General features: G+C 53.3%; 23 protein-coding genes. 11 read left to right on the top strand and 12 right to left on the bottom strand.

The annotated features are described in order from the left end of the window. Positions 1 to 7 precede the first annotated feature (7 nt). Complete coding sequence (locus BDE40_RS17105; RefSeq protein WP_134016627.1) at positions 8 to 829, top strand: ABC transporter permease; 822 nt, start codon at positions 8 to 10, stop codon at positions 827 to 829. Here BDE40_RS17105 and BDE40_RS17100 read toward each other — a convergent pair. Further along, a complete protein-coding gene (locus BDE40_RS17100; RefSeq protein ID WP_134016726.1) occupies positions 826 to 1452 on the bottom strand; it encodes an alpha-ketoglutarate-dependent dioxygenase AlkB family protein in 627 nt (208 codons plus the stop codon). The genes BDE40_RS17105 and BDE40_RS17100 overlap by 4 nt on opposite strands. 205 nt (positions 1453 to 1657) lie before the next feature. Between BDE40_RS17100 and dnaK the strand changes: the two genes are divergently transcribed. Continuing rightward, positions 1658 to 3577 carry a molecular chaperone DnaK gene (dnaK, locus tag BDE40_RS17095; RefSeq protein ID WP_073144651.1) on the top strand — a complete coding sequence of 640 codons (1920 nt, stop codon included), beginning with the start codon at positions 1658 to 1660 and terminating at the stop codon, positions 3575 to 3577. A gap of 87 nt (positions 3578 to 3664) precedes the next feature. Continuing rightward, on the top strand, positions 3665 to 4804 hold the full coding sequence (gene dnaJ / locus BDE40_RS17090; protein ID WP_134016625.1) for a molecular chaperone DnaJ: 1140 nt from the start codon (positions 3665 to 3667) through the stop codon (positions 4802 to 4804). Positions 4805 to 4833: 29 nt separating this feature from the next. Here dnaJ and BDE40_RS17085 read toward each other — a convergent pair whose 3' ends face one another. Beyond that, positions 4834 to 7092: an NADP-dependent malic enzyme gene (locus BDE40_RS17085; protein ID WP_134016623.1), complete on the bottom strand. Its 2259-nt coding sequence runs from the start codon at positions 7090 to 7092 to the stop codon at positions 4834 to 4836. 162 nt (positions 7093 to 7254) lie between these two features. Between BDE40_RS17085 and mutS the strand changes: the two genes are divergently transcribed. Then, positions 7255 to 9873, top strand: coding sequence for a DNA mismatch repair protein MutS (gene mutS, locus BDE40_RS17080; RefSeq protein ID WP_134016724.1), 2619 nt, complete (start codon positions 7255 to 7257; stop codon positions 9871 to 9873). On the opposite strand, the gene BDE40_RS17075 is transcribed toward mutS, so the two are convergent. Both BDE40_RS17075 and hrcA read right to left on the bottom strand, forming a co-directional pair. Next, complete coding sequence (locus BDE40_RS17075) at positions 9859 to 10410, bottom strand: nucleotide exchange factor GrpE (protein ID WP_134016622.1); 552 nt, start codon at positions 10408 to 10410, stop codon at positions 9859 to 9861. The genes mutS and BDE40_RS17075 overlap by 15 nt on opposite strands. 8 nt (positions 10411 to 10418) lie before the next feature. After that, positions 10419 to 11480 carry a heat-inducible transcriptional repressor HrcA gene (gene hrcA / locus BDE40_RS17070; protein WP_134016721.1) on the bottom strand — a complete coding sequence of 354 codons (1062 nt, stop codon included), beginning with the start codon at positions 11478 to 11480 and terminating at the stop codon, positions 10419 to 10421. Positions 11481 to 11585: 105 nt separating this feature from the next. Between hrcA and rph the strand changes: the two genes are divergently transcribed. From rph to hemW, 3 genes are read left to right on the top strand one after another with little or no spacing between them, the layout of a single operon-like run. Further along, on the top strand, positions 11586 to 12299 hold the full coding sequence (gene rph / locus BDE40_RS17065) for a ribonuclease PH (RefSeq protein ID WP_073144662.1): 714 nt from the start codon (positions 11586 to 11588) through the stop codon (positions 12297 to 12299). Positions 12300 to 12301: 2 nt separating this feature from the next. Further along, the gene (gene rdgB, locus BDE40_RS17060) at positions 12302 to 12910 is read left to right on the top strand and encodes an RdgB/HAM1 family non-canonical purine NTP pyrophosphatase (protein ID WP_134016620.1); all 609 of its coding nucleotides are present in this window, start codon (positions 12302 to 12304) and stop codon (positions 12908 to 12910) included. After that, a complete protein-coding gene (gene hemW, locus BDE40_RS17055) occupies positions 12900 to 14060 on the top strand; it encodes a radical SAM family heme chaperone HemW (protein ID WP_134016618.1) in 1161 nt (386 codons plus the stop codon). The genes rdgB and hemW overlap by 11 nt, the downstream gene beginning before the upstream one ends. Positions 14061 to 14064: 4 nt before the next feature. Here hemW and BDE40_RS17050 read toward each other — a convergent pair whose 3' ends face one another. The 7 genes from BDE40_RS17050 to hemJ form a co-directional block, all read right to left on the bottom strand. After that, positions 14065 to 14958: a ParB/RepB/Spo0J family partition protein gene (locus tag BDE40_RS17050; RefSeq protein WP_134016617.1), complete on the bottom strand. Its 894-nt coding sequence runs from the start codon at positions 14956 to 14958 to the stop codon at positions 14065 to 14067. Further along, a complete protein-coding gene (locus BDE40_RS17045; protein WP_134016615.1) occupies positions 14948 to 15748 on the bottom strand; it encodes a ParA family protein in 801 nt (266 codons plus the stop codon). Before BDE40_RS17045 ends, BDE40_RS17050 begins: the two co-directional genes overlap by 11 nt. Next, the gene (rsmG, locus tag BDE40_RS17040) at positions 15749 to 16378 is read right to left on the bottom strand and encodes a 16S rRNA (guanine(527)-N(7))-methyltransferase RsmG (RefSeq protein ID WP_134016613.1); all 630 of its coding nucleotides are present in this window, start codon (positions 16376 to 16378) and stop codon (positions 15749 to 15751) included. Next, positions 16378 to 18243 (bottom strand): tRNA uridine-5-carboxymethylaminomethyl(34) synthesis enzyme MnmG, encoded by a 1866-nt coding sequence (gene mnmG / locus BDE40_RS17035; protein ID WP_134016611.1) that lies wholly within the window; start codon positions 18241 to 18243, stop codon positions 16378 to 16380. Before mnmG ends, rsmG begins: the two co-directional genes overlap by 1 nt. A gap of 11 nt (positions 18244 to 18254) precedes the next feature. Then, positions 18255 to 19535, bottom strand: coding sequence for a tRNA uridine-5-carboxymethylaminomethyl(34) synthesis GTPase MnmE (mnmE, locus tag BDE40_RS17030; protein WP_134016609.1), 1281 nt, complete (start codon positions 19533 to 19535; stop codon positions 18255 to 18257). Positions 19536 to 19566: 31 nt separating this feature from the next. Then, entirely contained in the window at positions 19567 to 20838 is a 1272-nt protein-coding gene (gene rho / locus BDE40_RS17025; protein WP_134016607.1) for a transcription termination factor Rho, read from the bottom strand. Positions 20839 to 20962: 124 nt separating this feature from the next. Continuing rightward, on the bottom strand, positions 20963 to 21415 hold the full coding sequence (gene hemJ / locus BDE40_RS17020) for a protoporphyrinogen oxidase HemJ (protein WP_134016605.1): 453 nt from the start codon (positions 21413 to 21415) through the stop codon (positions 20963 to 20965). A 394-nt stretch (positions 21416 to 21809) separates the two neighbouring features. Here hemJ and BDE40_RS17015 point away from each other — a divergent pair, with 394 nt between their 5' ends. From BDE40_RS17015 to dnaQ, 4 genes are read left to right on the top strand one after another with little or no spacing between them, the layout of a single operon-like run. Beyond that, positions 21810 to 22409, top strand: coding sequence for a Maf family protein (locus BDE40_RS17015; protein WP_134016603.1), 600 nt, complete (start codon positions 21810 to 21812; stop codon positions 22407 to 22409). Beyond that, on the top strand, positions 22406 to 23239 hold the full coding sequence (locus BDE40_RS17010; RefSeq protein ID WP_134016600.1) for a shikimate dehydrogenase: 834 nt from the start codon (positions 22406 to 22408) through the stop codon (positions 23237 to 23239). The genes BDE40_RS17015 and BDE40_RS17010 overlap by 4 nt, the downstream gene beginning before the upstream one ends. Then, positions 23236 to 23835 carry a dephospho-CoA kinase gene (gene coaE, locus BDE40_RS17005; protein ID WP_134016598.1) on the top strand — a complete coding sequence of 200 codons (600 nt, stop codon included), beginning with the start codon at positions 23236 to 23238 and terminating at the stop codon, positions 23833 to 23835. Before BDE40_RS17010 ends, coaE begins: the two co-directional genes overlap by 4 nt. Beyond that, on the top strand, positions 23828 to 24520 hold the full coding sequence (dnaQ, locus tag BDE40_RS17000) for a DNA polymerase III subunit epsilon (RefSeq protein WP_134016596.1): 693 nt from the start codon (positions 23828 to 23830) through the stop codon (positions 24518 to 24520). Before coaE ends, dnaQ begins: the two co-directional genes overlap by 8 nt. On the opposite strand, the gene secB is transcribed toward dnaQ, so the two are convergent. After that, positions 24517 to 25017, bottom strand: a complete 501-nt coding sequence (gene secB / locus BDE40_RS16995; protein WP_073144694.1) for a protein-export chaperone SecB — start codon at positions 25015 to 25017, stop codon at positions 24517 to 24519. The genes dnaQ and secB overlap by 4 nt on opposite strands. Positions 25018 to 25084 lie beyond the last annotated feature (67 nt).

The raw sequence follows: 25084 nt of genomic DNA, 5'->3' as shown, positions 1-25084 counted from the left end.
TGCACCAATGTTCAGAACCGAAGAACGCAATACGCATTTTCGGTCAGCCATCGGGCTGGCAGAACTAATTTACGTCAGCACCGTCCGGCATATCCGCAAATCACACCGCAACGCCATCATCGGGCTAGCGATGAACATGATGACAACCGTCATCATGGTTGCCGCGTTCTACCTCATGTTTTCGGTATTGGGCCTACGCGGCAGCGCCATTCGTGGCGATTTCATTTTGTACCTGCTATCGGGTATTTTCCTTTTCCTGACCCACACCAAAGCAGTCGGCGCGATCATGGGCTCAGAAGGCCCGACTTCTGCAATGATGAAGCACGCGCCAATGAATACGGCGATTGCAATTGCGTCGGCAGCGTTGTCCGCCCTCTACATTCAAACCCTATCCGGAGCTCTAATTCTGTTTATGGTCCATGTGACATGGCACCCCGTCATCATCGACGACGCCATCGGAACAATCGGGATGTACCTCCTTGCGTGGTTTTCCGGGGTCGCTGTTGGGATGGTCTTTTTGGCGATCAAGCCATGGTTCCCCGGTTTCGCATCCATTGCGTCGACCGTATACAGCCGCGCGAACATGGTCGCCTCGGGTAAAATGTTTGTCGCCAACAACATGCCTTCAGCCATTCTGGCCTTCTTTGACTGGAACCCGTTGTTTCACTGCATCGATCAGGCCCGAGGTTTTGCGTTTATCAACTATAACCCGCATTTCAGCTCGATCAGCTATCCGTTGATCGTATCGATAACCTTGATCATGGTTGGGCTGATGGGCGAGTTCAAAGCACGTCGCCATGCCTCGATCAGTTGGAGTGCTGGGCGCTAAGTTACCACCCGCAACGTCAAGTTGATGCGTCCGCCCTTTGGCAGCAATAGGGAGGTGCCAGCCTTGATCCTATCCACACCGTGATATGTCAGCCGAGCGTCTCCTCCCATGACCACCACATCACCGGATCGCAACCAAACGCTCTCGGTTTTGCCACCTCGCGTTTGGTTCCCAATTCTGAACAATGCATCGTCGCCCAATGAAATTGAAACCACCGGCCATGAGAAATCAGCCTCGTCACGGTCTTGGTGAAGACCCATCCGCGCGGTGGCATTATAGAAGTTGATCAAACAACAGTCAGGTTCGCGGTTTTCAGATCCGACTGCCCGCCAGATATTCAGGATGCTGTCTGGAATGGTCGGCCACGCAACACCTTGTGGGTGGAGCGCATCATATCGATAGCCATTTCGATCAGAGACCCATCCCAGTTTGCCTGCTGAAGTCATGCGGACGGACATCTCCTTGCCGCGACTTGTCGTGGGGGCAAATAGCGGTGCCGCCTTTACCACTTTGCGAATGTCATTCAGCAGCGCGCGCTGATGGGGCTCATCGAGAAATCTCTCAAAAATATTAAACCCTCGGACTACCAAATCTGGTGGTTTTCTCACAAAATTGTCGCTCATTTTCGTCCCTGACCCCCTTTCAGCCGTCTTTCTCACGAATTTGAGAGATTCCGACGACCCTGCGCCTTGCAGCACCTATGAGCCAGCCTTATATACGCTTCGAATTCCGATGGGGCTAAGCCCCCGGGTCAATTAGGGATCGGAGAGCAGGAGCCAGATTGGGCCTGCCTTCCTCAACATCGCCGCGAAGAAAGGACCTACGCTCATGGCAAAAGTCATCGGTATCGACCTTGGTACAACAAACTCCTGTGTGGCCATCATGGATGGCTCTCAACCCCGCGTTATCGAAAACGCCGAGGGTGCACGTACAACGCCCTCTATCGTCGCCTTTACGGACGACGAGCGTCTGGTTGGTCAGGCCGCCAAACGGCAAGCCGTAACCAACCCAGACAACACGATCTTTGGCGTGAAACGCCTGATCGGTCGTCGCTTTGACGACAAGCACCTTGCGAAAGACAAGAAAAACCTGCCCTTCGACGTGGTCGATGGTGGCAATGGCGATGCTTGGGTTTCCACCAGAGGTGAAAAATACAGCCCGTCGCAAATCTCGGCCTTCATCCTGCAAAAGATGAAAGAAACCGCTGAAAGCTATCTGGGCGAAGACGTGACCCAAGCGGTTATCACCGTTCCTGCCTACTTCAACGACGCCCAGCGCCAAGCAACCAAAGACGCTGGCAAGATCGCTGGCCTCGAAGTGCTGCGCATCATCAACGAGCCGACAGCGGCTGCGTTGGCTTATGGCCTCGACAAAAAAGAAACCCAAACCATCGCTGTCTATGACCTTGGTGGCGGTACGTTCGACGTTACCATTCTGGAAATCGACGACGGTCTGTTCGAAGTAAAATCCACCAACGGCGACACGTTCCTTGGTGGTGAAGACTTCGACATGCGCATCGTGTCTTACCTTGCCGACGAGTTCAAAAAAGAAAACGGCGTCGACCTGACCAAAGACAAAATGGCGCTGCAACGTCTTAAAGAAGCTGCCGAGAAAGCAAAGATCGAGCTTTCGTCCGCCCAGCAGACCGAAATCAACCAGCCGTTCATCTCCATGGACCCCAAAGGCGGCCAACCGCTGCACATGGTCATGAAGCTGACGCGCTCCAAGCTGGAAAGCCTTGTGGCTGACCTGATCAAGGCCTCGATCAAGCCATGCCAGGCTGCTCTGAAAGATGCAGGCTTTACGACTTCTGACATCGACGAAGTCGTGTTGGTCGGTGGTATGACCCGTATGCCTAAAGTCATCGAAGAGGTTTCCAAATTCTTCGGTCGTGAAGCCAACAAAGGTGTGAACCCTGATGAGGTTGTCGCCATGGGTGCCGCCATTCAGGCTGGCGTTTTGCAAGGTGACGTGAAGGATGTTGTTCTTCTGGACGTAACCCCGCTGTCCTTGGGCATTGAAACCCTTGGTGGTGTGTTCACCCGCCTGATCGATCGTAACACAACGATCCCGACCAAGAAGTCGCAGATCTTCTCGACTGCTGAAGACAACCAGAACGCTGTGACCCTGCGGGTGTTCCAAGGTGAGCGCGAAATGGCTGCGGACAACAAGATCCTTGGTCAATTCAACCTTGAAAACATCCCACCTGCGCCGCGCGGCCTGCCGCAGATCGAAGTAACCTTCGACATCGACGCCAACGGCATCGTTGAAGTTGGCGCCAAGGACAAAGGCACTGGCAAAGAGCAGAAGATCACGATCCAAGCGTCCGGCGGCCTGTCCGATGATGACATCGAAAAAATGGTCAAAGATGCGGAGGCTAACGCTGATGCAGATGCTGAACGTCGTGAGCTGGTGGAATCGACCAACCAGGCTGAAAGCCTGATCCACAGCACTAAGAAGTCGCTGGAAGAGCATGGCGATAAAGTTGACGGCTCTACCGTGGAAGTCATCGAGTTGGCCCTTAAAGCCCTCGAAGAAACCATGGAATCTGAAGACGCCGGCAAGATCAAAAGCGGCATTCAGAACCTGACCGACGCGGCCATGAAGCTGGGCGAAGCGATCTACAAGTCTCAGCAAGACGAAGCCGCGGCGGCGGAGCCTTCAGAAGAGCCCGACGAAATGCGCGGAGTCGACGAAGACATCGTGGACGCGGACTTCGAAGATCTGGACAACGACAAACGCGGCTAATGTCGCCAAGTCCTGAAATCAAAGGCCGGCCCGAAAAAACGGGCCGGTCTGCATGTTTCAGGGATCGAGTTTTGGGAAGGTTGATCCATGGCAAAACGTGACTATTACGAAGTTCTAGGTGTCGCCCGCGGGGCGTCTGCTGATGAGCTGAAAAAAGCTTACCGCACTAAGGCAAAAGAGCTGCACCCGGATCGCAACTCTGACAACCCCAACGCAGAGTCGCAGTTCAAAGAAGCGAACGAGGCCTATGAGGTCTTGAAAGACGCGGACAAAAAAGCAGCCTATGATCGGTATGGCCACGCCGCTTTTGAAAATGGCATGGGCGGCGGCGGCCAGCGACACGGTAATGGCGATTTTTCCTCCGCATTTTCCGACGTATTTGAAGACCTATTTGGCGACTTCATGGGCGGTGGTGCACAACGTGGCGGGCGCCAACGCGCCACGCGCGGCTCCGACCTGCGTTACAATCTGCGTATCTCGCTCGAAGATGCTTATGCGGGTATGCAAAAAACGATCACGGTTCCAACTTCTGTCTCATGCGAGGGCTGTGATGGCTCCGGGGCTGAAGGTGGGGCCGAGCCGCAAACCTGTCCGACTTGCTCAGGCATGGGTAAGGTTCGCGCGCAGCAAGGGTTCTTCACTGTAGAGCGCACCTGTCCGACATGTTCCGGCATCGGTCAAATCATCAAGAATCCTTGTCGCTCCTGCGGTGGCTCTGGTCGCGAGGAAAAAGAACGCTCTTTAAGTGTTAACATTCCCGCAGGTGTTGAAACCGGTACGCGCATCCGTCTTGCTGGAGAAGGCGAAGCAGGTCTTCGAGGTGGGCCGTCGGGTGATCTGTATATCTTCATCGAGGTAACGGAGCATGCACTGTTCCAGCGCGAAGGGATTGACCTGTTTTGCAGGGTCCCCGTTGCCATGGCGACAGCTGCCATTGGTGGCGACGTTGAGGTTCCAACGATAGACGGCGGGCGTTCACGCGTGAAAGTTCCTGCGGGCAGCCAATCCGGCCGTCAGATGCGTCTGCGCTCCAAGGGCATGCCAGCGCTGCGAGGTGCCGGAACCGGTGACATGTTTATCGAACTAGCGGTTGAAACCCCGGTCAACCTGACCAGCAAGCAAAAAGAATTGCTGAAAGAGTTCGAGAAGCTGAGCGAGGAAAACAACCCTCACCTCTCAAGCTTCTTCTCCAAGGTTAAGTCCTTCTGGGAAGACATGAAGAGCTAAAAGAAGCGCCCAAATTGGGCGCTTCTTACTTATCCGACGTTACAAGCCGCCATAACTGCCATGTTGAGAATGTCATTGGATGTCGATGTGGTGGAGCATATCTGCACGGGGTGATCCACACCGCTCAGGATCGGGCCGATAACGGTCGCACCACCCATCTCCTGCATCAGTTTTACAGAGATCGACGATGAATGACGCGCGGGTACGACCAACACATTGGCCGGGCCGCTTAACCGACAGAACGGGTAACTCGCCATGACGTCCAGATTCATCGCTACGTCTACGGTCATCTCACCATCATACTCGAAATCCACCCCGCGTTCGTCCAGCACCTTGGGCGCGATATGCATCTTCTCGGCACGTTCACTAACCGGATAGCCAAATGTCGAGAAGCTCACAAACGCCACGCGCGGTTCAAGCCCAAGCGACCGTGCGGTGGCAGCGCCGCGTTCGGCAATGTCAGCCAAAGTGTGTTCATCGGGCCATTCATGCACCAACGTATCCGCAATCAAGACTATGCGCCCGTTGCGAAGCAATGCGGTCACACCAACCGCGCCGTCTTCCGGAGAGACGTCCAAAACGTGATTCAACAGTTCCAAAACATGCGCCGATTTGCGAGTTGCGCCTGTGATCAAACCGTCCCCGTGCCCGTGCGCAAGCATCAAAGCCGAGAACACGTGACGGTCCCGCGACGCCAAGCGATGCACATCCTGCGCGTCATATCCTTTGCGTTGAAGGCGGCTGTAAAGGAACGAGCGATAGGTATCGAGATGCTCGGTGTTGCGCGCGTTTACGATACTCAACTCACGATAGGAATCCTCCATCCCCGCTGCTGTCAGCTTCGCTTTAACGTCGTCCTCGCGTCCCACGACCAAGGCCTGCCCGAGCCCGGAACGCTGATACGCAACCGCTGCGCGCAGCACGCGAATGTCGTCGCCCTCCGCAAAGATCATGCGAGCATTTTTGGTTTTGGCGCGGTTATGAAGCCCTTCCAGCATAGATGCCGTCGGATCCATCCGGGACCGCAAACTTACCGTATAGGCGTCAAAGTCTACAATCGGCTTGCGCGCAACCGCTGTGTCGATCCCGGCATGCGCAACAGCAGGCGGAATGGTGTAGATCAGTCTCGGGTCAAACGGCGTCGGGATGATATAATCGCGGCCAAAGGTTAACTTCTGACCATAAGCTACGGCGACTTCGTCCGGCACATCTTCCCGAGCAAGCTTCGCCAAGGCCTCCGCACATGCAATCTTCATCGCATCGTTTATCGTGCGTGCACGAATATCCAAAGCACCGCGGAACAGATATGGAAAACACAGGACATTATTCACTTGATTGGGATAGTCCGAGCGACCCGTTGCCACGATAGCATCAGGACGCACCTCATGAGCATCCTCTGGCGTAATTTCCGGATCAGGGTTTGCCATCGCAAAGATGACAGGGTTGTCGGCCATGGACTTCACCATGTCTTGTGTCACAGCGCCCTTAGCCGAAACACCAAGAAAAACATCTGCGCCCGTCATCGCCTCTTCTAGCGTACGGTCAGTTGTTTTCGCCGCGTGGGCGGACTTCCACTGATTCATCCCCTCGGTGCGACCTTGATATATGACACCCTTGGTATCGCACGCGATGCAATTGTCGTGCTTGGCACCCATCGCCTTGATCAATTCGATACAAGCAATGCCGGCAGCGCCAGCACCGTTCAGCACAATTTTGCACTCTTCGATTTTCTTACCTGTCAGGTGCAGTGCGTTTAGCAGTCCTGCCGCACAGATCACTGCAGTACCATGCTGATCATCATGGAAAACCGGAATATCCATAACTTCGCGAAGACGTTGTTCAATTATGAAGCATTCTGGCGCCTTGATATCTTCAAGGTTAATGCCGCCGAAGCTAGGGCCCATCAGACGGACGGCATTGATGAACTCTTCCGGGTCTTCAGTATCCAGTTCAAGGTCTATGGAGTTCACATCGGCGAACCGTTTGAACAAAACCGACTTACCTTCCATCACTGGCTTGGACGCAAGCGCGCCCAAATTACCCAATCCCAAGATTGCAGTGCCGTTGGATATCACGGCGACCATGTTGCCCTTGGTGGTATAATCATAGGCCGTTTCAGGGTTGGCGGCGATCGCCTCCACAGGGACTGCAACACCCGGAGAATAGGCCAAGCTTAGATCGCGCTGTGTCGCCATCGGAGTCGAAGCATTGATCTCCAGCTTCCCCGGAGTGGGTTCCAAATGGTAGGACAAAGCCTCTTCATCGGTGACGCGGTTTTTCTTGGACATTGACGTTCTTTCTGTTGGGCCATCGCCATTGATACCCAGCTTGACCCCGCGCGACAACATCCATCGGAATTCGGGGTTTCGCCCCCCCGCCCAGACCATTAGAATCGTCCCAACACACCGGGGGGTGAAAATTTGAACGTCGCCAATGCATCTGTAACGCCCATGATGGCGCAATATCTGGACATCAAGGCCCAGTATCCTGACGCGCTGCTTTTCTATCGTATGGGTGATTTTTACGAGCTGTTCTTCGACGATGCCGTTGCAGCTTCAGGAGCCTTGGACATTTCCCTTACGAAACGTGGCAAGCACTTGGGCAACGATATCCCAATGTGCGGTGTCCCTGTCCACGCCGCAGAGAATTACCTGCTGACGCTGATCCGAAAAGGGTTTCGCGTCGCCGTGGGTGAGCAGTTGGAAAGCCCCGCCGAAGCAAAGAAGCGCGGTTCGAAATCTGTTGTTAAACGCGATGTCGTTCGCCTTGTTACACCGGGCACCTTAACTGAAGACAGCTTGCTAGAGCCGCGCCGGCATAACTTCCTCGCAGCCTATTCCGAGATTCGCGGTGATGGCGCAATTGCTTGGGTCGATATCTCGACCGGAGAAATGCGGGTCGGTCCTTGTTCAAAGATGCGGCTGTCGCCGGAACTTGCAAGACTGGCCCCAAGTGAGGTTCTTGTGTCTGAGCCCGACTTTGACAGTTTGCAGTCAATTGTAGATGAAACCGGTTCGGCCCTGACTCCCCTTAGCAGGGGGAGCTTCGACAGCACATCTGCAGAAAAACGCCTTGTTAGTCTCTATTCCGTGAAATCCCTGGATGCTTTCGGCACTTTTTCACGCGCCGAAGTTGCAGCGCTCGGCGCTCTTGTCGATTACCTCGACATAACGCAAAAGGGCAAACTTCCGCTATTGCGCCCTCCCGTCCGAGAAAGCGCAAACAGGTCAATGCAGATCGACGCCGCGACCCGCCGCAACCTCGAATTATCTCAAACCCTAAACGGCACACGTAAAGGCTCGTTGCTCGACACAATTGACAGAACCTTGACTGCAGGTGGCGCCCGTCTGTTGGATCGCAAGTTGTCCAGCCCATCGACCGATGTAGGAGAACTGCAGTCGCGATTAAGTTCGGTAGTAGCGCTTTGCGAGTCTTCTCACTTGCGAAATCAAATAAGAGACGAGCTGAGACGAGTTCCTGATATTGATCGCGCGCTCTCCCGACTGGCAATGAACAGGGGTGGCCCAAGGGATCTGGTTGCCCTCAGAACAGGGTTAGAACAGTGTCTAATACTGCATAAATTGCTAAATTCAGACAGTCTTACCCCATCCCTTCAAGCCTACAACAAGGACCTGACAGGCCACAACGAAACACTATCCCTCCTCCAGGCTACCCTTGCTGACGAGCCGCCTCTATTGGCACGTGACGGAGGATTTGTTGCCGCTGGGTACAACGGCGAACTCGACGAGATGCGAAAGCTGCGAGACCAAGGGCGCAAGGTTATCGCCGAACATCAATCCGAGTACGCCAAGGATACGGGTGTCAGCACTCTGAAGATAAAACATAACAATGTGCTCGGCTATTTCATTGAAACGACGGCAGCGCACGCCGAGAAGATGCTTAAGCCGCCCCTTTCCGAACGCTTTATCCATCGACAGACAACCGCAAACGCGATCAGATTTACGACGCTGGAATTGTCGGAGTTGGAAACCAAGATTCTAAATGCGGGCGGACGCGCCATCGAAATCGAGCTTCAGATATTCGATTCCCTAAAGGCAGAGATACTTGAAGTCAGCGCAAGCCTCTTTGCAGCGGCGGCTGCGCTGGCACAAATCGATGTCTTCGCAGCGCTTTCCGACCTGGCGATATCAGAAAACTGGGTGCGCCCCAACGTCGATGAATCCAGAGCGTTCGAGGTGACAGGAGGCAGACATCCAGTTGTCGAGAAAGCACTCAAAGAACTGGGTGTTGCGCCATTCGTGGCCAATGATTGCGACCTATCTGCTATCCCGAGTTCGTCAAGCATTTGGCTCCTCACCGGACCAAACATGGCCGGTAAATCGACCTTCCTCCGCCAGAACGCTATTATCGCGCTTTTGGCCCAAATAGGGTCTTTTGTTCCTGCTGATACGGCCCATATCGGCATCGTTTCGCAACTGTTCAGTCGCGTAGGAGCGTCCGATGACCTTGCCCGCGGGCGATCAACCTTCATGGTCGAAATGGTCGAAACTGCTGCGATTCTAAATCAGGCAGATGAGCGCGCCTTGGTTATTCTTGACGAAATCGGGCGCGGCACCGCCACTTATGATGGTCTGTCCATTGCTTGGGCGACTTTAGAACACCTTCACGCCAAGAATACCTGCCGTGCACTTTTTGCCACCCACTATCACGAATTAACAGCGCTCGCCGGGAAGCTGCCGGGCGTTGAGAATGCAACTGTCACCGTGAAAGAGTGGGACGGTGACGTGATCTTCCTACATGAGGTGAAGCGTGGTGCCGCTGATCGATCCTATGGCGTTCAAGTCGCCAAGCTTGCGGGTCTTCCGGCATCGGTCATTGACCGCGCCCGTATTGTCCTTGAGCAGCTGGAAAAAGGCGAGCGTGAAGGCGGTGTGCGTCAGAAAACGCTGATCGACGACCTGCCGTTATTCGCCGCCACACCGACCCCACAGCCAACGACCAAGATCTCCTTGGTAGACGAGAGGCTGAACGAAGTCTCGCCCGACGAGTTAACGCCGCGCGAGGCTTTGCAATTACTCTACGAGTTGAAAGATTTAAGCCGGGGTTGACGAAACACCAACTTGAGCCGGCCGCAGCAAACGTTCGTGCAACATAAAACCTTCAGACATCACCTGAATGATATCCCCGGCTTTGGTGTCGGGAAGCGGCGCTTCGAACATTGCCTCATGTAGTTGCGGATCGAAGCGATCACCAACTTCTGGCAAAATAACTTCGATTTTGTGCTTTCCGAAGACGTGGATCAGCTCCCGTAGGGTCAATTCAACACCGTTGAAAATGGCCTTGGCAGCTTCGCGTTGCGAATCGTCGGCGGAATCAAGCGCGCGACGCAAGTTGTCATAGACCGGCAACATGTCTTTCGCGAGCTTCGAGCCGCCATAGCTTTCAGCTTCGCGCCGATCACGCTCACCACGCTTTCGCGTATTTTCAATGTCCGCCAATGCGCGCAGAAGGCGATCCTTCAGCATGTCGCGCTCTTCAATCAGCGCCTGCATCTCGTCGTTTTCTTCCATGATATCTACAGTCTCTTCGGCCATCGCCTCCAAGTGATCTGTTTGAAAATCATCGTCTTTGTTCACGTCCGACATTTTTACCTCTAGCCACCGTCCGAAATCAGTTTGCCGACCATCTGCGCTGTATAGTTCACGATAGGCACAATGCGCCCGTAGTTCAGTCGTGTCGGGCCTATTACGCCCACAGCACCAATAATCTTTCGATCAGAGTTCATATAGGGAGACACCACCAAAGAGGAACCCGAAAGTGAAAAGAGTTTGTTCTCTGAGCCAATAAAAATGCGAACTCCGTCACCTGCATCAGTCAGTTCAAGGAATTCAGCGATATCGCGCTTACGCTCGAGGTCGTCAAACAGCGCTCTTACCCGCTCCAGTGCCTCGGTATCATCAGCGTCTTCAATCAAATTCGCCCTGCCGCGAACAATTAGGCGTTCGGTCTGCTCACCTTCGTTCTCCCATACGGCCAGCCCGGTTTTCACCAGATCCTGCGCCAAATGATCCAACTCTCGGCGTCTAGACTTAATCTCTTTCTCAATTCGCCCACGCAGCTCTGAAATCGTAGAACCTACGGCGACAGCATTAAGAAAATTTGCAGCTTCGCGCATAGACGAGGGCGTTTGTCCAAGCGGAGGCGTAAACACACGGTTTTCAACATGTCCGTCCGCAAACACCAAAACAACCAAGGCTCGATCCGACGCCAAGCTCACAAACTCGATATGTTTGATCGGAGCCTCGTGTTTTGGCGTCAAAACCAGACTTGCGCCGTGTGTCAGACCCGAAAGTGCGGAGCCAACACGATCCAGAAGGACACCTACATCTCGGTCATTGCTCCCTAGGGTTGCGTCCAGCTTTTCGCGGTCGTGGATTGTAACCTCGTCCATTTCCAGTAACCCGTCCACGAACATGCGCAAACCCGCTTGGGTTGGTATTCGACCCGCAGATACGTGGGGGCTGTTTAACAACCCAAGGAGCTCAAGATCCTGCATGACATTGCGAATGGTTGCAGCGCTCACACTTTCACTAAGGCTGCGGCTCAAGGTTCGGGAGCCCACAGGTTCGCCGCTGGCTAGATATGACTCCACGATCCGCTGAAACACCTCTCGGCTGCGGTCGTTCATTTGTGACAAGAGATCTTCGCGGTTCATCTTGTTATTTCTCATATAACCCGACTGATATGTGGCAATGTTCAATGTGGCTTGCAACCTAAGGTATCACAAGGGTATCTGAACCCGTTCAACAGGAGAAATGCCATGCGCCCTTCCGGCCGCCAGCTTGACGAAATGCGTTCCATTACAATTGAAACCGATGTGACCCGACACGCCGAGGGGTCTTGCCTGATCAAGTGCGGTGACACCCATGTGCTATGTACCGCGTCCATTGACGAGCGGGTACCGCCATTTCTGCGTAATTCCGGTCTAGGTTGGGTTACCGCCGAATACGGAATGTTGCCCCGCGCAACCCATACACGCATGAATCGCGAAGCCAAACGTGGGCAATCCGGCCGCACGCAGGAAATTCAACGGCTTATCGGCCGCTCCCTCCGCGCTGGCGTCGATCGCGTCGCAATGGGCGAACGGCAGATCGTTGTTGATTGTGATGTTATTCAGGCTGATGGCGGTACGCGTTGCGCGTCCATTACAGGTGGTTGGGTTGCGTTGCGGCTTGCAGTTAACGCCCTGATGAAAGCCGGAGACATTTCAACCGACCCACTGACCGACCACGTTGCGGCAGTGAGTTGCGGTATTTATGCGGGTCAGCCGGTTCTTGATCTTGATTATCCCGAAGACAGTGATGCTGGCACTGATGCAAACTTCGTGATGACAGGCAGTCTAGGTTTGATCGAGGTCCAAGGCTCCGCCGAAGGTGCAACATTCTCGCGTACTGAGTTAAATCAACTGATGGACCTAGCGGAGAAAGGTGTCGCTGAACTGGCTGCCGCGCAAAAAGCCGCCGTGAAGGGCTAGTCATGCGAAAGTTCACTGGTGATACGCTGCTTGTTGCGACGCACAACAAAGGTAAGCTGGAAGAGATTTCAGCATTATTAGAGCCTTTTGGGATCAATGTGGCCTCTGCGGCAGAGCACAACTTGCCAGAACCAGACGAAACCGAGAACACTTTTGTTGGAAACGCCAGAATAAAGGCGCATGCCGCCGCTCAAGCGACAGGCTTGCCCTCTCTCTCGGATGACAGCGGTATCGAGGTTGACTGTTTAAATGGCGCACCCGGCGTCTACACCGCCGATTGGTCTGAAACGCCGGACGGTCGGGATTTCGCCGTTGCGATGACCCGTACCTATGACGAGATTATCAAATCAGGTCATAAAGCACCTTGGACTGCCCGATTTTGTGCCACCCTCGTTCTTGCCTGGCCCGACGGACATGACGAGGTCTTTGCCGGGACAATGGAGGGTCAAGTCGTCTGGCCCATGCGCGGTGATCAAGGTCACGGCTACGATCCGATATTTCAGCCGAATGGGTATGACATCACGTTTGGGCAAATGGATCGTTGGGAAAAGAACAAGATCAGCCACCGCGCCAATGCCTTCGCCAAGCTGGTAGAAGCTTTTGAAACCTGAAAACTGGCAGAGATCTGGATTTGGCGTTTATGTTCACTGGCCCTTTTGTCAGGCGAAGTGTCCGTATTGTGATTTCAACAGCCATGTTTCGGCAAATGTCGACCAATCCGTATGGGTTAGAGCCTATTTAACCGAAATAGATCGTCTTGCAGAACTAACACCAGATCCCGTCGTCAGCTCAATCTTTTTCGGCGGTGGCACCCCCAGCCTGATGCTGCCAGAGACGGTTTCCGCGATTATTGAACGGATTCAAAAGAACTGGCGACTCACCAATGATGTCGAGATCACGCTTGAGGCAAACCCCACTTCTGTTGAGGCCAACCGGTTCAAGGGATTCCGCCAAGCAGGCGTAAATCGCATTTCGATGGGCATTCAGGCACTCAACGATGCCGATCTAAAGTTACTTGGCCGGCTTCATACCGTGTCAGAGGCCGAGCACGCGTTTGACATTGCACGTACTACCTTTGATCGGGTCAGTTTTGACCTGATCTACGCACGTCAGAACCAGTCACTCACCGATTGGGAGGCAGAACTGACCCGCGCCTTAACTATGGCAGCCGATCACCTCTCCTTATACCAACTGACCATCGAAGACGGTACCGCCTTCGGCGAACGCTTTGCACGTGGCGGTCTCCTTGGCCTTCCTCATGAGGACCTTTCCGCAGATCTATATGAGCTTACCCAAACAATCACCGAAGCACATGGTTTTGCGGCCTATGAAGTGTCTAATCATGCGACACCGGGTCAGGAATCACGCCATAACCTGATTTACTGGCGTGGAGGGGACTATGTGGGGGTTGGTCCTGGCGCGCACGGTAGATTCGATGTCGGCGCGCAACGCAAAGCAACCGAAACCCACCTTGCACCGGCAAAATGGTTGGAATCTGTCTCTGCCACAGGCTCGGGTGAGACCAACAACTCATACCTCACGAAAGAAGAACAAGCGCTCGAATATCTTCTGATGTCCTTGAGATTAGCCGAGGGCTGTGACCTTGATTGGTTGCGCTCTCTTGATCAAGATGTGATTTCTGATCATAAAATCAAGGGCTTAGTGAATATGGGTCATTTAGAGATTAATCAATCGAAGTTAGCTGTCCCTGCGCGCTCTAAAATCCTATTAAACTCGATCTTGGCACAGCTGGTGACTTAAAACCTCAATTCCCCGCAAGCCGTCGGCAAAGCTCATCCAATTGCTCAAAGTCCTTGTAGGATATTGTAACGCGGCCACCTTCTGTGCCTGCCTTATGATCAATGCTCACGCCCATTTTCAAGGTCGCGGTCAGATCGCCTTCCAGCGCTTTGGTATCAGCGTCTTTTTCTGAGCTCGAAGGCTCCTTTTTACGCTTCGGCTTTGCCCCGCCAGACTTTGCCAACCGTTCTGTTTCGCGAACAGATAGCCCTTCCTTTACAACTTTCCTTGCCAGATCACTCGGGTTGTCAGTCGTAATGAGTGCGCGCGCATGTCCACTGGTCAAATCTCCCTGCCGTAGCATCCGCACCACATCTTCGGGCAAGCTCAATAAACGCATCAAGTTTGCAATATGACTGCGACTTTTACCCAACGCAGTCGCCAACTGTTCCTGCGTATGCCCAAATTTATCCTGCAGCTGACGATAGCCCATCGCCTCCTCTACCGGATTCAGATCAGATCGTTGAATGTTCTCGATAATTGCGATTTCAAGAACTTCCGTGTCGTTTAGCTGACGCAAAACCACCGGAACTTCATGCACCTGAGCCATCTGCGCAGCGCGCCACCGGCGCTCACCGGCTACAATTTCAAACTTATCGGCCGCTTTAGGGTGAACCCGGACGATTAAGGGCTGAATAATGCCCTTCTCCCGAATCGATTCCGCAAGCTCTTCAAGATCAGCCTTAACAAAATCTCTACGCGGCTGATCTGGGTTCGGCTCGATTCTTTCGATTGGGACAATCCGTTCACCCGCTCCAGTTGAGCTATCTGATATTGCAGGCACAGACACATCAATGTCCGCCATCAGCGCCGAGAGTCCACGGCCCAGTCCACGTTTTTCAGCCATTTTAAGCTCCATCCTGTTTAGAGTGCCGCGCCAGTATCTCAGTCGCCAGCGACTTGTACGCCACAGATCCGAGTGAGCTCGGATCATAGTTAATCACTGGGAGACCGTATGAAGGCGCTTCACTGAGGCGCACATTTCTTGGGATCATGGTTTTGAACACAAGGTCACGAAGGTTTTCCCTCACATCGAGCTCGACTTGGTGGCACAAGTTGTTGCGTCTGTCATACATTGTTAGCACAACACCTTCCAAGCGAAGCTTCGAATTCGCGGTTTCACGGATTTCTCGTACCGACAACATCAATTGCGAAAGACCTTCTAGCGCAAAGAATTCTGCCTGAAGAGGGACAAGAACAGAATCCGAGGCGACCATCGCATTCAGAGTTAGCAAGTTTAACGATGGCGGGCAGTCAATCAGGATATAATCCAGATCGAGAACGTCTATGTCAGGTCCCGTCAGTGCGTCCTTTATAAGGAATATCCGTCGTGCTGTCGAAACCAGTTCCAAATCCGCAGAGCTGAGATCGGAGTTGGCCGGTGAAATAACCAGACCTGGAACTGCTGTTTTCCTCAAAATATCTGCCAAGGGCATCTCATTGAGTAGCAAATCATAGGTAGTTTTGTCGCGGTCGTTGTGATCAATGCCCAACCCGGTTGACGCGTTGCCTTGGGGATCAAGATCGATCAACGCGACCTTCAATCCCTTCGCCGCCAATGCGGCTCCCAGATTGATTGTCGTCGTAGTCTTTCCCACACCGCCTTTTTGGTTGGCGACAGAGATGATTCTTGGTGGCTTCTTGGCCATTTAAGCTGCTCGCCTCAGATTTGTTATTATCAAAAGCGCTGACGCATCATTGGTCGTGCTTTTCTGTTTGTTCACTTTGAAGTCCCACATCGTTGAGGCTATGTCCAGTTCCTCTTGATGCCGCTCACCCTTTAAAAACATGGCCGTTCCATGGTTTTTCAGGTGCATCTCGGCAAGAGAAAGCAGGTCCCCCAACGGTGCCAATGCGCGGGCCGTAACAACATCTGCAGCCTGTGGTTGCAACGACTCTACGCGATCTGCATGAACATCAACTCTTAGCCCCATTTCGCGAGCGGCGGTGACAAGGAACGAGGCTTTGCGAACATCTGATTCTACAAGGGACACGTGAAGTTCCGGCATTTTCTCCAGTCCTAGTGCTGCAATCACGAGACCGGGAAAGCCACCACCAGAGCCAAAGTCACTGAGTTTTTCCGAGTTAACCGGTATTTCGTTGAAAATCTGTGCTGAGTCGGCGAAATGTCGAGACCAAATCTGAGATATCGTCGACCTGGCAATCAAATTGATTCTGGTTGTCCATTTCTTTAGCAAATCTTCATAAATGCAAAGTCGCTCAATTGTTTCACGTGAAACATCGTACTGCGAGGCGAACTGGTCTTGTTCACCCATCATCAACTTGCACGCGCCTTTTCTGCCTTAATCTTTCCAAGAATAAGCGTAAGCGCAGCGGGGGTGACTCCGTCCACCTTCGACGCTTGAGCCAGTGTTGCAGGCCGCGCGCGGGTAAGCTTGGTTTTCAGTTCATTAGAAAGGCCTTTCAACTCATCAAAGCTAAAATCCCTTGGAATAACGATGGCTTCATCTTTGCGAAGCGCCTCTGCGTCTCTGTTCTGCCGTTCCAGATAATTGGCGTACAAAGCATCTCGCGCCACCTGAACCCCGATCTCGGTTGGGTAAGAAGAAATCGTTGGAACCAAAGACTCAACCGCATCAAGCGTCACATCCGGGAACGAAAGCAGTTCAAATGTAGACCTCAAACGACCGTCCTTGTTAACCCGCAAACCTGCTTTCTCTGCTTCTTGAGGAGACACGCGGATCGCCTCCATCTCCGAACGAAGACTTACCAGCTTTTCTTTCTTTTCACCAAACACCGAGGCGCGCTCTGACCCGACGCATCCGATGGCAACACCAATTTCAGTCAAACGTTGATCTGCATTGTCTGCCCTCAGCGACATTCGATACTCCGCCCGCGATGTAAACATTCGATATGGCTCTTGAACACCGCGCGTGATCAAATCGTCGATCATGACCCCAATATATGCCTCAGAACGGCCCAGAATAAATTCATCCTGACCTAGGGCGCGACGAGCCGCGTTAACTCCGGCAACCAATCCCTGAGCGCCCGCTTCTTCATATCCAGTTGTTCCGTTGATCTGGCCCGCCAAATACAATCCCGGCATAACATCAAGCTCTAGCGTCCTATTCAACGCTCGCGGATCAACAAAATCATATTCGATCGCATAGCCCGGCTGCAAAATACGAGCAGCTTCAAGCCCTTGTATTGATTGAACATACTTCTCTTGCACTGCCTCGGGTAGAGATGTGGAGATTCCATTGGGATACAAACTGTTGCTATCGATCCCTTCAGGTTCCAAGAAAACCTGATGAGAGGTTTTATCTGCAAAGCGCACAACTTTATCTTCAATCGAGGGACAGTAACGGGGGCCAACTCCATCGATATGACCCCCATACATTGCAGACCGTTCAAGGTTGTCGCGAATGAGATCATGAGTCTTCTCATTCGTGTGCGTAATACCGCAAGAAATCTGCTTTGCCGAAACCTTCTTGGACATGAAGGAAAACAGCTCCGGCTCGTCATCTCCGGGCTGAAGCTCCAAGATCGACCAATTGATCGAATCGCTAGCAAGCCTTGGAGGTGTGCCGGTTTTTAGGCGGCCCATTTCTACACCAAATGTATCAATCCGCTCTGCCAATCGCACGACAGGCGCATCCCCGACGCGTCCCCCCGGTCGAGAATCATCACCTATATGAATAACGCCACGCAAGAAGGTGCCTGCTGTCAGAACCACCGAACGAGAGGTGACCTCAGACCCGTCAGATAGAACAACCCCTCCAACTGAACCATTCGCGACGATAAGATCTTCTACTTCCGCCTCGATAACCGACAGATTGGGTTGACTGGCCATAAGTTTTTGAATTGCCGACCGATATAGCGCTCTATCCGCTTGCGCCCTGGGCCCTTGTACTGCAGGCCCCTTGCGCCTGTTCAGAAGCCTGAACTGGATGCCCGCGAGGTCCGCAGCTCGCCCCATCAAACCGTCAAGCGCATCGATCTCACGAACCAAATGCCCTTTTCCTAAGCCGCCAATTGCCGGATTACACGACATTACGCCAATGGTTTCAGCTTTTTGAGTGATTAACGCAGTACGCGCACCGGTGCGCGCCGCAGCATGCGCAGCTTCGGTGCCAGCGTGACCGCCGCCAATTACAATCACATCGAATGATGAATGTTTCACGTGAAACACTCCTATTTGCCCAAACAAAAACTCGCGAATATCTCATCCAGCACGGATTCGACGTCGACGCGTCCTATCATACTTTCTAGCGCCCTGACAGCGGTCCTAAGCTCCTCGGCTGCAATCTCCGCCCGATCCATGCCGTAAAGCATCTCTCGGTCGCAGCCCTCCAACGCGCCAGACGCTCGATGCAGCGCAATTCTATGCCGTTCTCTTATCGCCAAACCCGCACCTGATGCGCGATGTTCCAAAACCGCATGCACCTTTTCCAGCAGGTCCGGAACCCCTTGGCCCGTTAAACCAGACAGACCGGAGCCTGTTTGATCGGCTTTTCCACGTACAACGATATCATCCCGCAAAACCTTCAATGGAAGTAAAGCATCAGTGTTTTCTACCAAGAAAACACGCAGATCAGCCATTTCTGCACGCCTCAACGCTCGGTCAATACCAATGGATTCAACCTCATCATCGGTGTCACGCAACCCAGCCGTGTCAAGAAACGTCACGGGCAATCCGCGTAAATCCATTCTAACTTCGATGATGTCCCGCGTTGTGCCCGCCACAGAAGACGTAATCGCCGCCTCTCGGCCTGCCAATGTATTCAACAGCGTGGACTTGCCAATATTCGGAGGGCCAACGATCGCGACTTCGAACCCGTCACGGATCCGCTCTGCAGCAGTAACACCTTCAGCCATTTGATCTAGTTCGCTGCGAACGCCTGAGGTAAGCGCACGAACCTCAGGCGATACATCCACGGGAACATCTTCATCGGCGAAATCAATGGTAGCTTCAAGAAGCGCTGCCGCGCGGATCAGATCACGACGCCACCCTTCCGCTTTGTCGCCCAACGCCCCGCTGAAAACCCGAACCGCCTGCCGACGTTGAGCTTCAGTCTCTGCATCAATCAGGTCGGCTAGCCCTTCGACCTGGGCTAAATCCAGACACCCGTTTTCCAAAGCGCGGTGCGTGAATTCCCCGGGCTCGGCAAGCCTCAAACCATCCATGTCGCCAAGCAGCTTCAACAAGGCAGATACGATTGCCGGACTGCCATGTACTTGAAGCTCGACGACCCGCTCACCGGTGAAGCTTGCACCCTCGGCGAACCCAAGGACAAGCGACTGGTCAATCATGCCTCCGTTGCCATCCCGAAGCTTGGCTAACAAAGGTGTCCGGATCGGAATATCGCGACCAGCCAAGGTTGCGGCAGCGTCGAAAGCCAACGGGCCGCTGAGACGAATTATAGAAACACCAGCTTTACCCCGCGCCGTGGCGAGGGCGAATATCGTGTCCATATTCATATACCTTACTGTTTTTAAACAGAAATTAGGTGTTCATTGAGTCGAAGAAATCTGCATTTGACTTGGTCTGCTTGAGCTTCCCAATCAGGAACTCGATCGCATCTGTTGTCCCCATAGGGTTCAGAATACGGCGCAGGACGAAAGTCTTCTGAAGATCGTTCTTATCGACCAACAGCTCTTCTTTCCGCGTACCAGATTTAAGAATATCCATCGCAGGGAAGACGCGTTTGTCAGCAACTTTGCGATCCAGAACAATCTCCGAGTTACCCGTCCCTTTGAATTCTTCAAAGATCACTTCGTCCATACGCGAGCCGGTGTCGATCAGAGCCGTAGCGATGATCGTCAGAGAGCCACCTTCTTCGATGTTACGTGCAGCCCCGAAAAAGCGCTTAGGCCGCTGTAGCGCGTTCGCATCGACACCACCGGTCAAAACCTTACCGGATGAAGGGACCACGGTGTTAAACGCACGACCCAAACGGGTGATGGAGTCCAAAAGGATCACAACATCGCGCTTATGTTCGACCAGTCGCTTGGCTTTTTCAATGACCATTTCCGCCACACCAACGTGTCGTGTTGCAGGCTCATCAAAAGTGGAGCTGACAACTTCGCCCTTAACCGAGCGCTGCATGTCCGTCACCTCTTCAGGACGCTCGTCAATCAGCAGAACGATCAGATAGCATTCCGGATGGTTTTCTTCGATCGACTTGGCAATATTCTGCAACAAGACCGTTTTACCAGTCCGTGGCGGCGCCACGATCAAAGACCGTTGGCCTTTACCGATGGGTGCAACCAGATCAATGATCCGTGCGGAGCGGTCTTTAACCGTTGGGTCTTGCCGCTCCATTGTCATCCGCTCGTCAGGATAAAGCGGCGTCAGGTTGTCGAAGGACACCTTGTGGCGTGCTTTCTCCGGATCCTCGAAGTTGATCAGCGTCACCGACGTGATCGCAAAGTAGCTTTCATTTTCACCCGGCGCGCTCATGACGCCTTCAACCGTGTCACCCGTGCGCAGCGAGTGCTTGCGGATCATATCGGGCGAGACATAAATATCATCGGGGCCCGGCAGATAGTTTGCCTCTGGAGAGCGCAGAAATCCGAAGCCGTCCTGCAGAACTTCCAGCACACCGTCGCCAGAGATTTCCCAGCCTTCTTCCGCCCGCTCCTTGAGGATCGAGAACATGATGTCCCCTTTCCGCATCGTGGAAGCGTTTTCAATTTCCAGCTCCTCAGCCATAGCCACCAGATCGGCAGGGCTATTTTTCTTGAGGTCAGCGAGATTCAGCGTGTCTTCAGACATAAGGGATCACCCAATTCAGGTGGCAGTTAAGCCAAGTCGTAAATGTATAAGTTCGGGAGTCATCACAGCCGGACGGCTGCTAGGGGTGCTGGGTAGCAACCATGACTGCGTGAGTCAATGCGCGTCAAACCGGACGTGCGATCACCATGATAACAATAATGATCATAAAAACAGTCGGCAGCTCGTTCATCATCCGGTAGGTCCGGCCTGATCGCGTATTCTGGCCATCCCTGAATTCTTTGTGACGTTGATCCAACCAGCCGTGAAACCAAGTCATTCCCAGCACGCCACCAGCTTTGATCCAAGGCCAACCCTCAGACCAATCCACGATGCCCGGTGTGAAAACCAAGGCCAGCCCGAAAATCCAAGTGCTGGTCATCGCTGGATTCATGATAAGCTTGAGCAGCTTCCGCTCCATCATTTGAAACAACTTGTCAGTCTCGGATCCAACTTCAACTTTCTCTGTGTGATGAACGAACAATCGTGGCAGATAGAACAGCCCTGCCATCCAGGCGATCACAGACATCACGTGCAGACTTTTGGTCCATGGGTAAATCTCTGCCAGAAAATCTGTCATGTGCGCCTCGCTCTCGGCTTTCCTTCTTAAATAAATAAAAAAGAAAGAAAAGATGATGTTGTTAGTAGGTACAGTGGATAGTGTGGATCAAATACTTGTCCACGGATTGTCGATTGACAGAGAAGAGTTCTTAACAGAAAACTCTGAACCAATAAAAACTTATAAATCACAATAAGTTAGGATAATTCTATCTGGTGGAGAATCTGTGGGTAAATAGTGAATGGAATTGCATTGAGGTCCCTTGCACACACCCGTGTATAGCATACTCCACAAAGGATAAGAGTAGGTCCAAAAAACGAACTGTGTGGGTGGAATGACCGATCTGCGCAAACGCGGTGGATAAGACCTCCTTAACGCAATAAGTATCCCTGAGGTTTCCCTCAGAGTTATCCACATGAACCGACTAATTATCCTCGCATCCGGCTCCGAAACGCGACAGACAATGCTGCGTCAGGCAGGGCTGTCTTTCACATCCAAAGTTGCGCGGATTGATGAAGATAGTATTAAAGTCTCGCTTCTTGCCGAGGACGCAACGGCCCGCGATGTCGCTGATACTTTGGCCGAGTTCAAGGCGCGCCGCGTTGCCGATCAGCACCCGGAAGCAATCGTCATTGGCAGCGATCAGGTTCTCGAGTTTGAACGCAAAGTCTTTTCGAAGCCAAAGTCTCCGGACGACGCAATCGCTCAACTCAAGCAAATGTCGGGCAAACAACACAAGTTGCTATCAGCAGCCGTCATCTATCAAGATGCCAAGCCTGTCTGGCGAACTGTGGGTCAGGTCCGTTTAACCATGCGCACGCTCAACCCCGCCTATATCGAGGGCTACGTTGAACGAAATTGGGAGGAAATCCGCCACTGCGTTGGCGGGTATCAACTGGAAGCCGAGGGCGCGCGGCTTTTCGCCCGTGTGGATGGCGACTATTTCACAGTGCTCGGTCTGCCGCTATTAGAAGTACTAGGCTATCTTACCATGTCGGGAGCAATTGACGGATGACCAAAGAGACAATCCTCCTCGCGGGAGTAATTGGCCAACCGATAACGCAAAGCAAGTCACCGGCGCTGCACGGGCACTGGCTGAAACGATATGGTATCAACGGTCACTACATTCCGATGGATGTTTCCAGCGTGAATTTGTCCCATGTATTGAACAACCTGCCGAAAATGGGGTTCCGTGGCGTGAATATCACGCTGCCTCACAAGGAAAGCGTTCTGGATATTGCGGATGTCATCTCTGACAGAGCCGCGCTGATTGGTGCGGCGAATACGCTTACATTCCAAAGCGATGGAAAGCTTCATGCGGACAATACCGACGGCATCGGGTTCATCTCGAATTTGAAACAGGAAGCACCGGGATGGGATCCCAAAGCGGGTCCTGCCTTGGTTCTTGGCGCGGGTGGCGCTTCGCGGGCCATCGTTGCCGCGCTTTTGCATGAAAAAGTACCGGAAATTATCCTGACCAACCGTACCCGAGCCAGGGCAGACGCGTTGAAGGCGCATTTTGGCGGAAAAATCAAAGTCGTGGATTGGACACAAGCCGCAAGCCACCTTGAAGACGCGACCACTCTTATCAACACGACCGCTTTGGGTATGGTTGGTAAAGAGGAGTTGAAATTCAATTTGGATGCGCTAACGCCAAAAACGCTGGTGACCGACATCGTGTACAACCCGCTGATCACCCCATTCCTAGCACGCGCCCAAGAACGTGGATGCTTCACTGTGGACGGACTTGGAATGCTGCTTCACCAAGCCGTACCTGGGTTCGAGAGATGGTTTGGCCGGGCGCCTGAAGTGGATGAAGACCTGCGTCGCGCTGTTTTGGGATGACCAACAAGCGTTTCATTTTGGGCCTGACCGGCTCCATCGGAATGGGAAAGTCGACGACGGCCCAAATGTTCCGCGATCTTGGTGTGCCCGTCTGGGACGCAGATCAGGCAGTGGCTGAACTTTACTCGAAAGGCGGCGGTGCAGTTGAAGCGTTGAACGCGCTAAACTCGAACTTCGTTGTAGATGGTGCGGCTGACCGTCAGGCAATGAAGCACGCCATCGCCACAGACCCGTCTGTTCTGACAAAAATCGAAAATGTAATTCACCCACTAGTGCGTGCTCATCGAGAGAAGTTTCTTTCAAGTCATGCCAACGACAAGCTTGTTGTCCTAGACATTCCGCTTCTGTTTGAAACCGGTGCACAGGATCAGGTTGATGCGATTCTGGTCGTTTCAGCACCAACTCATGTGCAGCGGGAACGGGTACTTGAGCGGGGAACCATGTCGCCGGAGATGTTTGAGGCGATCCTCGCCAAGCAGCTCCCGGACGCGCAAAAACGCGCCCGTGCAGACTACATTATAGAAACCCTGACCCTTGAAGGCACGAAGGCTGACGTGACATCTTTGGTCGAGGATTTGAGGACCAGACATGCGTGAAATTGTACTAGATACCGAGACCACCGGCTTTGAACCGGGAGAAGGTGATCGCATCGTCGAGATCGGCGCGGTTGAGCTTTTCAATCACATGCCAACTGGCAAGGTGTATCACCAGTATATCAACCCTGAGCGCGCCATGCCCCAAGGGGCGTTTGAAGTTCACGGGCTTGGCGATGAATTCCTTCGCGACAAACCAGTGTTTAAAAAGGTCGGTCAGGCGTTTCTGGATTTTGTCGGCGACGCTACGCTGGTTATTCATAACGCAGCTTTCGACATGAAGTTTCTGAATGCGGAGCTTGGGTGGGGCGGGTTCGCGCTACTGCCCAACAATCAGGCGCTGGATACCTTGGCGATTGCACGAAAGAAGTTCCCGGGGTCGCCTGCGTCGCTGGATGCACTGTGCCGCCGCTTTGGTATCGACAACTCTGCGCGCGAAAAGCACGGGGCGCTTCTTGATAGCGAGATTCTGGCGGAGGTGTATCTGGAGTTGATTGGTGGCCGCCAGCCCGATTTGGTGCTGTCTGCTTCAAGCGGATCAACCAGCCAAGGTTCGGCTTCAGAGGCATGGCGTCCTATGCCAAGGCCGGAGCCGCTAGCGCCTCGGATTACCGAGGAAGAGCGCGCCGCCCACCAAGTCTTCGTAGACAAACTGGGCGACGCTGCTTTGTGGAAGTCGCAGACTTAAGCGTCTGCGGTTTTTGCTGCGGCTTCGGCCTGCGCACGGCGTGCCAGCTCGTTGCGATACAGCGCAAGGAAGTCGATCGTTTCCAAGTTCAATGGCGGGAAGCCGCCGTCACGAGTCACGTCGGATACGATACGACGCAGGAACGGGAACAACATGCGCGGGCACTCGATCATCAGATATGGGTGCAACTGGTCTTCCGGCACGTTTTCAACGTGGAAGATGCCTGTATACTCCAGTTCCATCAGGAAGATCGGCTTGCCTTCGCCAGTTGTTTTGGCGGTGACTTCCAGCTTGGTGGACACTTCAAACTGGTTCTCGTCGCCACGTTTTTTCGCGTCGAGATTTACCTGAACCTGAATGTCCGGCGTCTGATCACCCTCGCCCAGACCCTTTTGGGCGGCGATATTCTCAAAGGACATATCCTTAATGAACTGAGCCAGAACTTGCATGCGGGGTGGTGTTGGGGCGGCAGGTGCCGCGCCGTTTTCTTCGGCCATCTGAGGCGTCTCCTTAAAGCGAGAAATAAAGCTGCGATGTGCTTAACAGGTCGTCACGTTCGCCTCA

Source organism: Litoreibacter halocynthiae (assembly GCF_004365635.1).
Taxonomy (GTDB): Bacteria; Pseudomonadota; Alphaproteobacteria; order Rhodobacterales; family Rhodobacteraceae; genus Litoreibacter; species Litoreibacter halocynthiae.
Note: the sequence above shows the minus strand (reverse complement) of the source record. Positions and strands in the feature narration are given on the sequence as shown.